This is a genomic window from Nocardioides sp. Z13_37, from assembly GCF_058355585.1.
Genome location: NZ_JBZGDV010000005.1, coordinates 322,344 through 336,569, shown reverse-complemented (window position 1 = coordinate 336,569; position 14,226 = coordinate 322,344). Strand labels below are relative to the sequence as shown.

At 71.7% G+C, this 14,226-nt stretch carries 13 protein-coding genes; 11 read left to right on the top strand and 2 right to left on the bottom strand.

The window, feature by feature from the left end; translation table 11 throughout:
• Positions 1-171: 171 nt before the first annotated feature.
• Complete coding sequence (locus tag AC4H2S_RS14475; RefSeq protein WP_491497667.1) at positions 172-1,419, bottom strand: isochorismate synthase; 1,248 nt, start codon at positions 1,417-1,419, stop codon at positions 172-174.
• 119 nt (positions 1,420-1,538) lie between these two features.
• On the opposite strand from AC4H2S_RS14475, the gene AC4H2S_RS14470 reads away from it, so the two are divergent.
• Entirely contained in the window at positions 1,539-2,726 is a 1,188-nt protein-coding gene (locus tag AC4H2S_RS14470) for an AMP-binding protein (protein WP_491497666.1), read from the top strand.
• A 59-nt stretch (positions 2,727-2,785) separates the two neighbouring features.
• Here the strand turns inward: AC4H2S_RS14470 and AC4H2S_RS14465 are convergent, their stop codons facing one another.
• A complete protein-coding gene (locus AC4H2S_RS14465) occupies positions 2,786-3,811 on the bottom strand; it encodes a L,D-transpeptidase family protein (protein ID WP_491497665.1) in 1,026 nt (341 codons plus the stop codon).
• A 100-nt stretch (positions 3,812-3,911) separates the two neighbouring features.
• Here AC4H2S_RS14465 and AC4H2S_RS14460 point away from each other — a divergent pair, with 100 nt between their 5' ends.
• The 10 genes from AC4H2S_RS14460 to nuoI all read left to right on the top strand — a co-directional run bounded on the left by AC4H2S_RS14460 (position 3,912) and on the right by nuoI (position 14,204).
• Positions 3,912-4,601 carry a demethylmenaquinone methyltransferase gene (locus AC4H2S_RS14460; protein ID WP_491497664.1) on the top strand — a complete coding sequence of 230 codons (690 nt, stop codon included), beginning with the start codon at positions 3,912-3,914 and terminating at the stop codon, positions 4,599-4,601.
• Between the two features lie 190 nt (positions 4,602-4,791).
• Complete coding sequence (locus AC4H2S_RS14455; protein ID WP_186340169.1) at positions 4,792-5,151, top strand: NADH-quinone oxidoreductase subunit A; 360 nt, start codon at positions 4,792-4,794, stop codon at positions 5,149-5,151.
• Between the two features lies 1 nt (position 5,152).
• Complete coding sequence (locus AC4H2S_RS14450) at positions 5,153-5,707, top strand: NuoB/complex I 20 kDa subunit family protein (protein WP_186340170.1); 555 nt, start codon at positions 5,153-5,155, stop codon at positions 5,705-5,707.
• The gene (locus tag AC4H2S_RS14445) at positions 5,704-6,555 is read left to right on the top strand and encodes an NADH-quinone oxidoreductase subunit C (protein ID WP_491497663.1); all 852 of its coding nucleotides are present in this window, start codon (positions 5,704-5,706) and stop codon (positions 6,553-6,555) included. Before AC4H2S_RS14450 ends, AC4H2S_RS14445 begins: the two co-directional genes overlap by 4 nt.
• Positions 6,555-7,895, top strand: a complete 1,341-nt coding sequence (locus AC4H2S_RS14440; protein WP_491497662.1) for an NADH-quinone oxidoreductase subunit D — start codon at positions 6,555-6,557, stop codon at positions 7,893-7,895. The genes AC4H2S_RS14445 and AC4H2S_RS14440 overlap by 1 nt, the downstream gene beginning before the upstream one ends.
• A complete protein-coding gene (nuoE, locus tag AC4H2S_RS14435; RefSeq protein ID WP_491497661.1) occupies positions 7,892-8,569 on the top strand; it encodes an NADH-quinone oxidoreductase subunit NuoE in 678 nt (225 codons plus the stop codon). Before AC4H2S_RS14440 ends, nuoE begins: the two co-directional genes overlap by 4 nt.
• Positions 8,566-9,876 carry an NADH-quinone oxidoreductase subunit NuoF gene (nuoF, locus tag AC4H2S_RS14430; RefSeq protein ID WP_491497660.1) on the top strand — a complete coding sequence of 437 codons (1,311 nt, stop codon included), beginning with the start codon at positions 8,566-8,568 and terminating at the stop codon, positions 9,874-9,876. The genes nuoE and nuoF overlap by 4 nt, the downstream gene beginning before the upstream one ends.
• Positions 9,873-12,323: an NADH-quinone oxidoreductase subunit G gene (locus AC4H2S_RS14425; RefSeq protein ID WP_491497659.1), complete on the top strand. Its 2,451-nt coding sequence runs from the start codon at positions 9,873-9,875 to the stop codon at positions 12,321-12,323. The genes nuoF and AC4H2S_RS14425 overlap by 4 nt, the downstream gene beginning before the upstream one ends.
• A 2-nt stretch (positions 12,324-12,325) precedes the next feature.
• On the top strand, positions 12,326-13,654 hold the full coding sequence (gene nuoH, locus AC4H2S_RS14420; protein WP_491497671.1) for an NADH-quinone oxidoreductase subunit NuoH: 1,329 nt from the start codon (positions 12,326-12,328) through the stop codon (positions 13,652-13,654).
• Entirely contained in the window at positions 13,647-14,204 is a 558-nt protein-coding gene (gene nuoI / locus AC4H2S_RS14415) for an NADH-quinone oxidoreductase subunit NuoI (protein WP_491497658.1), read from the top strand. Before nuoH ends, nuoI begins: the two co-directional genes overlap by 8 nt.
• Positions 14,205-14,226 lie beyond the last annotated feature (22 nt).

Sequence of the window (14,226 nt, the reverse complement as noted above, 5' to 3'; positions counted from 1 at the left end):
TGGACGATCAACAGCCGACCATGCACGGTCAGCCGGGCATTACGGTGGGACACGAGAACCTCCGAGTGCTGTGGGCCTTAGACAAGCCACACCCCACTCGGGGGTTCTCTTCACGTCAACGGCCTGAGCCTGCAACCAAGGTCATGGCCGGGTACATCTAGGCCGGAGCGCTCAGGCGGCGCCGAGCGCGTCGCGCACCGGCACGAACTTCGCCTGCGACTCGGCCAGCTCGGCCTCGGGGTCGGAGCTCGCCACGATGCCGCAGCCGGCGAAGAGCCGTACGCCGCCGTCCACCACCATCGCCGAGCGCAGCGCGATGCCCCACTCGCCGTCGCCGGAGGCGTCCATCCAGCCGACCGGGCCGGCGTAGCGGTCGCGCGGCATGCCCTCGATCTCGGTGATCAGGCGCGTCGCCGCCGCGGTCGGGGTGCCGCCCACGGCCGCCGACGGGTGCAGCGACTCGGCCAGCTGGAGCGAGGTCGCGGCGTCGTGGACGACGCCGTTGACGTCGGTGGCCAGGTGCATGACGTTGGGCAGGTGGAGCACGAACGGCGCCTCGGGCACGTTCATCGACGAGCAGTGCGGCTCGAGCGCGTCGGCCACCGAGCGCACGGCGTACTCGTGCTCCTCGAGGTCCTTCGACGACCGGGCCAGGGTGGCCGCCAGGGCGAGGTCGCGCTCGTCGTCCCCGGTGCGCCGGATCGTGCCGGCGAGCACCCGGGAGGTCACCAGGCCGCGCTCGCGGCGCACGAGCATCTCCGGGGTCGCGCCGAAGATGCCGTCGACGTGGAAGGTCCAGCACATCTCGTACTGCTCGGCGAGGCGGTGCAGCGGCCAGCGGACGTCGACCGGCTCGTCGGTGGTCGCGATCAGGTCGCGCGCCAGGACGACCTTCTCCAGGTCGCCGTCGGCGATGCGCCGCACCGCGTCGGCCACGACCGACATCCACTCCTCGCCGTTGCGGGCGCCGTCGGAGAACACCAGGCCCACCGGCGGCTGGGGGGCGGGGGCCGGAGCCAGGTCGGGCGCCTCGACGGAGACGGTGGTGAGCCAGGTGCGGTCGCCGCGGCGGCCGACGACCACCTGCGGGATCACCAGCACGGAGTCGCCCGGCTCGTCGGCGAACGCGAAGGCGCCGAAGCACACCAGTCCCGTGCCCGGCTCGGCGACGCTGTCGTCGACGTCGGCGCGCGCGACGGTCTCCGCCCACCACTTGACCGCGTCGCTGAAGCGGGTCGGGCCCGAGGTCTCCAGGCGGGCGGCGACGCCCCACCCGACCAGCCCCTCGCCACGGCGCAGCCAGCTGACCGGCTCGTCGCGCGGCAGCAGGTCGAGGAGGGGGAGGTCCGCCAGGTCCACGGGGACGGTGCGCACGACGAGCGGCGCAGCAGGTCCGGGGAAGGACGCGGGGGTCGTCACGAGGGGGGAGCCTACGCCGCCGCGCAGAGGACGAGGACGACAGATCGGGCAAACGGCGAACAGGAGAGGCGTGGGTCACCTACGTTGCCCGGGTAGCCGTCTCACCTAGGAGCCCGCAGGTGCCTGCCCACGAATCTCCTCTCGCCCGGTTGGAGCGCCACGCGCGCGGCCGCGCGCTGGAGGTCGCCGTGTCGGAGCTGCGGGACGGCGTGTGGACGTCGCTGACCTGGAACGAGCTCTACCGGCGCACCATCGACGGCGCCGCCGGCATGATCGAGGCCGGCGTCGACCCCGGCCAGGTGGTCGTGATCCGCGTGCCCACGGGGATCCGCCAGCTCGAGATCGAGCTGGCCACCCGCGTCGCCGGCGCCGTGCCGCTGCTCCTGCCCGAGCACCTCGACCCCGAGGACGTGCGGCACCTCCTCGACGGCGTCCAGGTGCGCCTGGTCGTGGTCGACGACGAGCGGCGCCTGGCCCTGCTGCGCCGCGCCCCGCTCGACGACGCCCAGCTCTTCGAGTGCGACGACCGCTCGTGGGAGAGGCTGCGCGGCATGGGGCTGGAGCGGCGCAAGCGCCAGCCCGACCTGCTGGCGTGGGTCGCCGGCGTCCGCGTCGACGAGCCGTCCGCGCCCGTGCTGGGCCTGCCCCGGGAGAAGGGCCTGCCGTGGCTCTTCCGGCCCGAGGCCTCCGGCGCGCTGTCGGGCCTGACCGGGGCCGACGTCGTGCTGCTGGTCGGCGAGGCCACCGACCGCTTCACCGCGGTCGCGCGCGACGCCCACCTGACGGCCGGGTGCGCCCTCGCGTGGGTCGAGTCGCCTGCCTGCCTCGAGGCCGCGCTCGCCCACGTCGCGCCCACCCACCTGCTGCTCGGCCACGTCGCCGCCCGGGCCCTGGAGGACCTGCTCGAGACCGCGACCGTCGACGGAGCCCCCTGGCACGCGACGCCGCGCGAGGTGCTCGACGCCGTGTCCGCCCAGGTGGCCGACGCGCGCCTGGGCTCGCGGGCCCGCAAGCTCGCCACCGAGGTGTCCGCACTCGCTCCCTGGTGGGGCGGCCGGCTGCGCGTGCTGGTGCTGGACACCCGCGTCAACCGGACGATCAGCTCGCTGGCGACGACCTCCGGCTTCCGCATCGGTCGCGTCGCGCACCACCCCTCGGTCCGGCTCGACCTCGCGACCGAGCACGCCGTGGTCGCGGCCCCGGCGGCGCCCGAGATGGAGACCGCGTCGACGGCCCTGCCGCGGCGCGGACGCGCGGGCGCGGCCATCGACCCGGCGTTCTCGCTCGCCGGCACGCCCGACCCCTGACCCCGGCCCCTGACCCCGGCCCCTGACCCGGCCCCTGACCCGGCCCAGAGCGGCCGGGCTCAGGAGCGGTAGACGATCACCTTGTCGCCGAGCCTGACCTGGTCGAACAGCCAGGCCACCGTGGCGCGGTCGCGCACGTTGACGCACCCGTGCGAGGCGCCGTTGTAGCCGTTGGCGGCGAAGTCGGGGGAGTAGTGGACGGCCTGGCCGCCGGAGAAGAACATCGCGAACGGCATGGGGGTGTGGTAGAGGCTGGAGACGTGGTCGCGCGACTTGCGGAACACCGCGAACGCCCCCTCGCGCGTGGGCAGCTCGTCGGAGCCGAAGCGCACCTCGACGCTCTTGAGGACCACCCCGTCGACGACCCAGCGCAGCGAGCGTGACGTCTTGTCGACGCACATCGCGCGGCCCGAGAGGCAGCGCGGGTCGAGGGCCGGGCCGGCGGGCACGATGTTGAAGAGCTCGGCCCGCGTCGGCGGCCGGGTCATCGCGGTCAGCCGCGAGAGGGTGCGCCGGTCGACCTCGCCGGTCACCGGGATCCGGCGCTTGGCCTGGAAGCCCTCGACCGCCTCGACGGTGGTGCGGGCGTAGCGGCCGGTCACCGGGCCGTCGTACCAGCGGATCTGCTTGAGCCGGGCCTGCACCTGGCGCACCCGCAGGCCGGTGTCGCCGCGCTGCAGCAGCGGGCGCCCGGGCGTGTAGACGTTGTGCAGCGCCTCGGAGGTGGGCTCGGTCGTGCGGGCCACGATCGCGCTCCACGTGCGCTCGTCGACCACCCCGTCGGCCCTCCAGTCGCGGCGGCGCTGGAAGGTCGCGACGCCGTCGCGCGTCTCGCGGTCGAAGCGGCTGGTCACCACCTCGGAGTGCAGGTCGAGCTGGTGCAGGCGGCTCTGCAGCACGCGCACGCGCCACCCCCGGTCGCCGAGCCGCATCGGGACGAACTCGCGGGCCGGCGAGGTGGACGGCGAGGTGGACGGCGAGATGGACTCCGCCGCGGACGCCGCGGTGGTCGGGCCCACGACGGAGAGGCCGGTGAGGGCGCAGAGCAACGCCAGCGCGAGCGCGAACGAGCGACGGCGTGACATGTGGATCCTCCCCCGGAGCCGGTGACCATCCTGATCATAGGGACGCGCCCCGACACCCCCACATTGCGCCTGCCGGGGGCGGGACGCCTACGCTCGCCGCGTGGCCCGCGCTGACCTGGACAAGCAACCGACCGACGTACGTCGCATGTTCGACACCGTGGCCAAGCGCTACGACCTCACCAACGACCTGATGACGGCCGGGATCCAGCGGTCCTGGCGCCGCTCGATGGTGGCGGCCGTGGCGCCGCAGCGCGGCGACCTCGTGCTCGACCTGGCGGCCGGCACCGGCTGCTCCAGCGAGCCGTTCGCGGCCCACGGGGCCACCGCCGTGCCGTGCGACTTCTCCGTCGGCATGCTGCAGCAGGGCAAGAAGGACCGGCCCACCCTCCCGTTCGTCGCCGGCGACGGCACCCGGCTGCCGTTCCTGGACGACACCTTCGACGCGGTGACGATCTCCTACGGCCTGCGCAACTTCGTCGACCCGGTCGCGGGGCTGAAGGAGATGCTGCGCGTGACCCGGCCCGGCGGCCGGCTCGTGGTGTGCGAGTTCAGCACCCCGACCAACGCGGCGTTCCGGGCCGCCTACCTCGACGGCTTCATGCGGGCCCTGCCGCGCATCGCCGCGCTCACCGCGAGCGCGTCCGACGCCTACGTCTACCTCGCCGAGTCGATCCTCGCCTGGCCCGACCAGGAGGGACTCGCGGCGATGCTCGCCGAGGCCGGCTGGCAGCGTCCGGAGTGGCGCAACCTCACCGGCGGCATCGTCGCGCTGCACCGCGCCACCGCCTGACCCGAGCGCACAATTTACGGCACGCTCCCGTCACCTAAATCCGCAGGTCAGGGGCGGGTTCGGTGGGGTCGACCCCGGGGTGACGCATCCCGTGCCTGAGTCCTAGACTGTGTGGCGCGCCACTCGTGAAGCCATTCACAAGGTCACGTGCCCCCGATGGGTGTGGCGCTGGTTCTCCGGAAGGGAAGCGATGGAGCTCTACACGCCGATCCTGGCGCTGGCACTCATCGCGGCGGGCTTCGCGGTGTTCTCCGTGATCATGAGCGCCGTCGTGGGTCCCAAGCGATACAACCGGGCCAAGCTCGACTCCTACGAGTGCGGCATCGAGCCGACGCCGCAGCCCGTGGGGGGCGGCAGGATCCCGGTCAAGTACTTCATCACCGCGATGCTCTTCATCGTCTTCGACATCGAGATCATCTTCCTCTACCCCTGGGCCGTCCACTTCGACCAGATGGCCCTCTTCGGCCTCGTCGAGATGGTCCTCTTCATTGGCACTGTGTTCGTGGCCTACGCCTACGTGTGGCGCCGCGGCGGACTGGATTGGGACTGACATGGGACTCGAGGAGAAGCTGCCGAGCGGCGTCCTGCTCACGACTGTCGAGGGCGTCGCCGGCTACATGCGCAAGGCGTCGTTCTGGCCGGCCACCTTCGGCCTGGCCTGCTGCGCCATCGAGATGATGACCACCGGCGGACCCAAGTACGACCTCGCCCGCTTCGGCATGGAGGTCTTCCGGGCCAGCCCGCGCCAGGCCGACCTGATGATCGTGGCCGGCCGGGTGAGCCAGAAGATGGCCCCCGTCCTGCGCCAGATCTACGACCAGATGCCCGAGCCCAAGTGGGTGCTCGCGATGGGCGTGTGCGCCTCGTCGGGCGGCATGTTCAACAACTACGCGATCGTGCAGGGCGTCGACCACGTGGTCCCCGTCGACATGTACCTGCCCGGGTGCCCCCCGCGCCCGGAGATGCTGATCGACGCGATCCTCAAGCTGCACGACCAGGTCCAGCACACCAAGCTCGGCGCCAACCGCCGCGAGGAGGTCGCCGCGCTGGAGACCGACGCCCTGCGCGCGCTGCCGACCTCGGAGATGAAGGGGCTGCTGCGATGAGCGAGAAGCCCGACGAGAAGGCGGCCGGCAAGGCCGCCGACGCGTCCGACGACAAGACCGACTCCAACGAGGAGGCGCGTCCGGCCGAGGAGCGCAACCTCGAGAAGGCCAAGTCCGAGACCGGCACCGGCAGCGGGGTCGAGCAGCGCGCGCCCGAGCAGTCGCCGGAGAACGTGCCGGCGCCCACGGGTGAGATGCACGCGGTCGGCGTGCGCCACGGCATGTTCGGCGTCACCGGCACTGGCGACACGTCCGGCTACGGCGGCCTGGTCAGCGCGATCCGGTTCCCCGAGGCGTCCCCGAGGCCCTACGGCGGCTGGTTCGACGAGGTGGCCGACGCGCTCGAGGAGCGCCTCGAGGCCGCCGGCCTCACCTCGGCCATCGAGAGCGTTGTCGTGCACCGCCGCGAGATCACCTTCCACGTGCGGCGCGAGGACCTGCCCTTCGTGGCGCAGATGCTCCGCGACGACGAGGCGCTGCGCTTCGAGTTCTGCTCCGGCGTCAGCGGCGTGCACTACCCCGAGGACACCGGGCGCGAGCTCCACGCCGTCTACCACCTGACGTCGATGACCCACAACCGGTTGATCCGGCTCGAGGTCACCGCGCCGGACAGCGACCCGCACGTGCCGAGCCTGGTGAGCATCTACCCGACGCTCGACTGGCACGAGCGCGAGACCTACGACATGTTCGGGCTGATCTTCGACGGTCACCCCGCTCTGACCCGGGTGCTCATGCCGGACGACTGGCCCGGCCACCCGCAGCGCAAGGACTACCCGCTCGGCGGCATCCCCGTCGAGTACAAGGGCGGGTCCATCCCTCCGCCCGACCAGCGCAGGAGCTACAACTGATGGCTACCGACAACGACATCTACGCCGCCCCGGGCGAGACCAGCCAGGGCCGCGTCTTCACCGTCACCGGCCAGGACTGGGACTCGATCACGCAGAGCATCGGCGACGCAGCCGACGAGCGGGTCGTGGTCAACATGGGTCCCCAGCACCCCTCGACCCACGGCGTGCTCCGCCTCATCCTCGAGCTCGAGGGGGAGACGGTCACCGAGGCCCGCTGCGGCATCGGCTACCTCCACACCGGCATCGAGAAGAACATGGAGTACCGCTCCTGGGTGCAGGGCGTGACGTTCTGCACCCGCATGGACTACCTCTCCCCGTTCTACAACGAGGCGACCTACGTCCTGGGCGTGGAGCGGCTGCTCGACATCGAGGACGAGATCCCGGAGAAGGCGCAGGTCATGCGCGTCCTCCTGATGGAGCTCAACCGCATCTCCTCCCACCTCGTGGCGATCGCCACCGGCGGCATGGAGATCGGCGCCCTGACGGTCATGACCATGGGCTTCCGCGAGCGCGAGCTGGTGCTCGACCTGTTCGAGCTGATCACCGGCCTGCGGATGAACCACGCGTTCATCCGTCCCGGCGGTGTCGCGCAGGACCTGCCGCCCGGTGCCCTCGACGAGATCCGCGACTTCATCGCGCTGATGAAGAAGCGCCTGCCCGAGTACGCCGCGCTCTGCAACGCCAACCCGATCTTCAAGGGCCGCCTGGAGGGTGTCGGGCACCTCGACCTCGCCGGCTGCCTCGCGCTCGGGATCACCGGCCCGGTGCTGCGCTCGACCGGCTACGCCTGGGACCTCCGCAAGACCCAGCCCTACTGCGGCTACGAGGACTACGACTTCGAGGTCCAGACCTGGGACACCGCCGACTCCTACGGCCGCTTCCGCATCCGGCTCAACGAGATGACGGAGTCGCTGAAGATCGTCGAGCAGTGCGCCGACCGCCTCGCCGGCCTCGAGGGCGCGCCCGTGATGGTGGGCGACAAGAAGATCGCGTGGCCCAGCCAGCTCGCCATCGGCAGCGACGGCATGGGCAACAGCCTCGACCACATCCGCCACATCATGGGCGAGTCGATGGAGGCCCTGATCCACCACTTCAAGCTGGTCACCGAGGGCTTCCGGGTCCCGGCCGGACAGGCCTACGTCCCGATCGAGTCGCCCCGCGGCGAGCTGGGCGCCCACGTCGTCTCCGACGGCGGCACGCGGCCCTTCCGCGCCCACTTCCGCGACCCGTCGTTCACCAACCTGCAGGCGACGAGCGTGATGAGCGAGGGCGGCATGGTCGCCGACGTCATCGTGGCCATCGCCTCCATCGACCCCGTGATGGGAGGAGTCGACCGATGAGCGCCGACCACAGCCTGGAGCGCCCTGGCCTCGACGAGAAGACCTGGGCCGAGCTGCGCGAGATCGCGGACCGCTACCCCGAGAAGCGCTCGGGCCTGCTGCCGATGCTGCACCTCGTGCAGTCGGTCGAGGGCCGGGTCACGCCCGAGGGCATCGAGGCCTGCGCCGAGGTGCTCGGCATCAGCGCCGCCGAGGTCAACGGCGTGGCGACCTTCTACACGATGTACAAGCGCAAGCCGGTCGGCGACTACCACGTCGGCGTCTGCACCAACACGCTCTGCGCGGTGATGGGTGGCGACCTGATCTTCGAGCGGCTCAAGGAGCACCTCGACGTCGGCAACGACGAGACCACCGAGGACGGCACCATCACCCTCGAGCACGTCGAGTGCAACGCCGCGTGCGACTACGCCCCGGTGATGATGGTCAACTGGGAGTTCATGGACAACCAGACGCCGGAGTCGGCCGTGCAGGTCGTCGACGACCTGCGTGCCGGCAAGGAGGTCCGCTCCACCCGCGGCCCGCGCCTGTGCACCTGGCGCGAGGCCGAGCGGGTGCTCGCCGGCTTCCCCGACGACCGCGCCGACGAGGGGCCGGCCGCCGGCCCCGCCTCGCTGGCCGGGCTCGCGATCGCCCGTGAGAAGGGCTGGACCGCTCCGGAGGGAGAGAGCAAGTGACGGACACACTGACCCCCGTCCTCACCGCCAACTGGGACGCCGAGCGCGCCTGGACCCTGGCGTCCTACGAGGAGCACGGTGGCTATGCCGCCGTCGACAAGGCGTTCGCCATGTCGCCCGACGACGTGATCAACGCCGTCAAGGAGTCCGGCCTCCGCGGCCGCGGTGGCGCGGGCTTCCCGACCGGCATGAAGTGGGGCTTCATCCCGCAGGACAACCCCCGGCCCAAGTACCTCGTGGTCAACGCCGACGAGTCCGAGCCGGGCACCTGCAAGGACATCCCGCTCATGATGGCCAGCCCGCACACGCTGGTCGAGGGCGTCATCATCAGCTCCTACGCGATCCGCGCCAACACCGCGTTCATCTACGTGCGCGGTGAGGTCCTCCACGTGATCCGCCGCCTCCAGCGCGCGGTGCAGGAGGCCTACCTGGCCGGCCACCTCGGCAACAACATCCACGGCTCGGGCTACGACCTCGACCTCATCGTGCACGCCGGTGCCGGCGCCTACATCTGCGGCGAGGAGACGGCGCTGCTCGAGGGCCTCGAGGGCCGTCGCGGACAGCCGCGGCTGCGCCCGCCGTTCCCGGCCGTCGCCGGCCTCTACGCCAGCCCGACGGTGATCAACAACGTCGAGTCGATCGCGTCCGTGCCGAGCATCATCGGCAACGGCGCCGCCTGGTTCGCCGGGATGGGCACCGAGAAGTCCAACGGCTTCGGCATCTTCAGCCTCTCCGGGCACATCACCAACCCCGGCCAGTACGAGGCGCCGCTCGGCATCACCCTGCGCGAGCTGATCGACCTGGCCGGCGGCATGCGCGAGGGCCACGAGCTGAAGTTCTGGACGCCGGGCGGCTCGAGCACCCCGCTGCTGACGCCCGAGCACCTCGACGTGCCCCTCGACTTCGAGGCCGTCGGTGCGGCGGGCTCCATGCTGGGCACCCGCGCCCTGCAGCTCTTCGACGAGACCACCTGCGTGGTGCGTGCGGTGCTGCGGTGGACCGAGTTCTACAAGCACGAGTCGTGCGGCAAGTGCACCCCGTGCCGCGAGGGCACGTGGTGGCTGACCCAGACGATGGCCAAGCTGGAGAACGGGCAGGGCAGCGAGTCCGACCTCGACCTGCTCCTCGACCAGTGCGACAACATCCTGGGCCGCGCGTTCTGCGCCCTCGGCGACGGTGCCACGAGCCCCATCTCGAGCTCGATCCAGCACTTCCGCGACGAGTACCTCGCGCACCTGACCCACGGCGGCTGCCCGTTCGACCCGGCCGCCTCGACCGCCTTCGCACCGGTGGGAGCACCCGCATGAGCACGACCGACAAGGCGCCGGAGAAGATCGACACCGACCTGGTCACCCTGACCATCGACGGCGTCCAGGTCAGCGTCCCCAAGGACACGCTCGTCATCCGCGCCGCCGAGCAGGTCGGCGTGCAGATCCCGCGCTTCTGCGACCACCCGCTGCTCGACCCGGTCGGCGCGTGCCGCCAGTGCCTGGTCGACATCCCCGACGCCGGCAACGGGCGGGGATTCCCCAAGCCGCAGGCCTCGTGCACGCTGCCGGTGGCCGACGGCATGGTCGTCAACACCCAGGCGACCAGCGAGGTGGCCGACAAGGCGCAGCAGGGGATCATGGAGTTCCTGCTGATCAACCACCCGCTCGACTGCCCGGTGTGCGACAAGGGCGGCGAGTGCCCCCTGCAGAACCAGGCGATGAGCAACGGCCGCGGTGAGAGCCGGTTCTCCGAGCACGGCGGCATCAAGCGCACCTTCCCCAAGCCGATCAACATCTCCGCCCAGGTGCTGCTCGACCGCGAGCGCTGCGTGCTGTGCGCGCGCTGCACCCGCTTCTCCGAGCAGATCGCCGGCGACCCGTTCATCGCCCTCGCGGAGCGCGGCGCGCTCCAGCAGGTCGCGATCTACGAGCGCGAGCCCTTCGAGAGCTACTTCTCCGGCAACGCGATCCAGATCTGCCCGGTCGGCGCGCTCACCTCGGCCGACTACCGCTTCCGCTCGCGCCCGTTCGACCTGGTCTCCACGCCCGGTGTCGCCGAGCACGACGCCTGCGGCTCCGCGATCCGCATCGACCACCGCCGCGGCAAGGTGATGCGCCGCCTGGCCGGCAACGACCCCGAGGTCAACGAGGAGTGGATCAGCGACAAGGACCGCTTCGCCTTCCGCTACACCCAGCTCCCCGACCGGATCACCTACCCACAGGTCCGCGACAACGGCGAGCTGCGGCCCGCCTCGTGGCCCGAGGCGTTCGCGGTCGCCGCGCGCGGCCTGCGTGACGCCGGCGCCGCCGCGGTGCTCACCGGTGGCCGGCTGACCGCCGAGGACGCCTACGCCTACGCCAAGTTCGCGCGGGTCTCGCTCGGCACCAACGACATCGACTTCCGGGCCCGTCCGCACAGCGCGGAGGAGGCCGCCTTCCTGGCCTCCCACGTCGCGCTGACCGGCGACGTCACCTACGCCGACCTCGAGGCCGCACCCGTCGTGGTGCTGCTCGGCCTCGAGCCCGAGGACGAGGCCGCGGCCATCTTCCTGCGGCTGCGCAAGGCGGCCAAGCGCGGGCGTACGCAGGTCGTGTCGGTCGCGCCCTACACCTCGCGCGGCCTCGCCAAGATGAACGGCCGGCTCGTGCCGGCCGCGCCCGGCACCGAGGCCGAGGTGATCGGCTCGCTCAAGGACGCCGAGCACGGCGTCACCAAGGACGCCGTGATCCTCGTCGGCGAGCGGCTGGCCCAGACCCACGGGGCCCTCGCCGCGGCGGCCGACCTCGCCGCCGGCACCGGCGCGCGGATCGCCTGGGTCCCGCGCCGTGCCGGAGACCGCGGAGCGGTCGAGGCGGGCGCCCTGCCCAACCTGCTGCCCGGCGGTCGTCCCGTCGCCGAGGCGTCCGCCCGCGTCGACGTGGGTGCCGCCTGGGGCGTGGAGGCGCTGCCCGCCAAGGCCGGACGCGACGGCAACGCGATCGTGGCGGCCCTGGCCAAGGGCGAGCTCGGCGGCCTCGTCGTCGCGGGCGTCGACCCCGACGACACGGCCGACCCGGCCGCGTTCCGCGCCGCCCTCGACGCGGCCGGCTTCGTGGTCAGCCTCGAGCTCCGCGAGACCGACGTGACCCGCGTCGCCGACGTCGTCCTGCCGGTGGCACCGGTCACCGACAAGGCAGGCACGTTCGTGACGTGGGACGGCCGCGCCCGCGCCTTCGACGCGGTCTTCGCCAACCCCGCCTCCCTCCCCGACCTGCGCGTGCTGTCCGGCATCGCCGACGAGCTCGCCGCGCTCGGCCAGGGTCGCGCCCTCGGCTTCCGCACGGTGGGCGAGGTGCGCGAGGAGATGCAGTCCCTCGGTCCGTGGGACGGCGCCCGCCCGGCGCTGGAGGCCGGCAAGGCTCCGCGTCCGGTCAAGCCGGTCCGCAAGGGCGAGACCGCGTTCTCGCTCGCGACCTGGAAGCAGCTCATCGACCTCGGCTCGCTGCAGGACGGCGAGGAGCACCTGCGTGCCACCGCTCGCAGGCCCGTGGCCCGCGTGAGCCGTGCGTCCTACGAGTCGGTGCTCGGCATGCTCGAGGCCCAGCCCGGCGGCGAGCAGCTCGTCACCGTCACCGGCGACCGCGGCAGCGTGACGCTGCCGGTCGAGGTCGCCGACCTGCCCGACGGCGTGGTCTGGGTCCCGGCCCGGTCCTTCGGCCGTGGCGTCCTCGCCGAGCTCGCCTCGCCCGGCAGCCCGGTCACCCTGAAGGGAGCCTCACGATGACGATGCTCGCTCCGCTCGCGGCGGACCTGCCGGACCCCGGCCTGGCCGCCTTCGGCCAGGACCCGTGGTGGGTGATCGCGCTCAAGGCCGTGTTCATCTTCTTGATCCTGGTGCTGCTGACGCTGTTCAACATCTGGCTCGAGCGCCGGGTCGTGGCCCGGATGCAGCACCGCGTCGGGCCCAACGTCAACGGTCCCTTCGGCCTGCTGCAGTCGCTGGCCGACGGCGTGAAGCTCGCGCTCAAGGAGGACATCATCCCCAAGGCGGCCGACAAGGTCGTCTTCCTGGTGGCCCCGATCATCGCGGTCGTGCCCGCCTTCGTGACCTGGGCGGTGATCCCGCTCGGGCCCGAGGTCAACTTCTTCGGCCACCGGACCCCGCTGCAGCTCACCGACATGCCCGTGGCGGTGCTGTTCATGCTCGCCATCGCCTCGATCGGCATCTACGGCATCGTCCTCGGCGGCTGGTCGTCCGGCTCGACCTACTCCCTGCTGGGCGGCCTGCGCTCGAGCGCGCAGATGATCTCCTACGAGGTCGCGATGGGCCTCGCGCTCGTCGCGGTGTTCCTCTACGCCGGGTCGATGTCGACCTCCGAGATCGTCGCCGCGCAGGACCGGCTCTGGTTCGGCCTGATCCTGCTGCCGTCCTTCGTCATCTACGTCATCTCGATGGTCGGCGAGACCAACCGCGCCCCCTTCGACCTCCCCGAGGCCGAGGGCGAGCTGGTCGGCGGCTTCCACACCGAGTACTCCAGCCTCAAGTTCGCGCTGTTCTTCCTGGCCGAGTACATCAACCTCGCGACCGTGTCGGCCATCGCCACCACGCTCTTCCTCGGTGGCTGGGCCGCACCGTGGGGCATCGAGAACGTGTGGGACGGCGCCAACAGCGGCTACTGGCCCCTGCTGTGGTTCTTCGGCAAGGTCTTCTGCTTCATCTTCCTTTTCGTGTGGCTGCGCGGCTCGCTGCCCCGCATGCGCTACGACCAGTTCATGGCGCTGGGCTGGAAGGTGCTCATCCCGGTCTCGCTGGCCTGGATCGTGGCCGTCGCGACCATCCGCGTCATCTCGCTCGAGGGCAACATCAACCGCACCTACCTCGTGGCCGCGATCGCCGTCCTGCTGGTCCTCACCGTCGCGCTGATGTTCGTCGGCGACAAGCAGTCCGAGGACGAGCCCGTCGAGGCCCGCGAGGAGCCGCACGACGCGTTCGCCGGCGGGTTCCCCGTGCCGCCGATGCCGGCGGGCGGTGCCGTCCGCGGCGGCGCCCAGCCCCTCACGTTCGCCCAGAGCCGCACCACCGTCACCGCCGCAGCGGAGGAGAACCATGAGTGAGTCGTCTCAGTCCGGTCAGGGCTCCAAGGGCATCAAGGAGAGCCTCTGGGACCCGATCGCCGGGTTCGGCGTCACCTTCCGGACGATGTTCAAGAAGGTCGTCACCGAGCAGTACCCGTTCGAGAAGATGCCGACCGCTCCGCGCTTCCACGGCCGCCACCAGCTCAACCGCTGGCCCGACGGCCTGGAGAAGTGCATCGGGTGCGAGCTGTGCGCCTGGGCCTGCCCGGCCGACGCGATCTACGTCGAGGGCGCGTCCAACGTCGACCTGCCCGACGGCTCCGGTCGCTTCAGCCCGGGTGAGCGCTACGGCCGCGTCTACCAGATCAACTACCTGCGCTGCATCCTGTGCGGGCTGTGCATCGAGGCGTGCCCGACCCGCGCGCTGACGATGACCAACGAGTACGAGCTCGCCGACGACAACCGGGCCGACCTCATCTACGAGAAGTCCGACCTGCTGGCCCCGCTCCTGCCGGGCATGGAGGAGCCGCCGCACGCGATGCGACTCGGCGACGACGAGGGCGACTACTACCGGGGGGCCACCCGATGAACCGCCCCACGAAGTTCTCGTC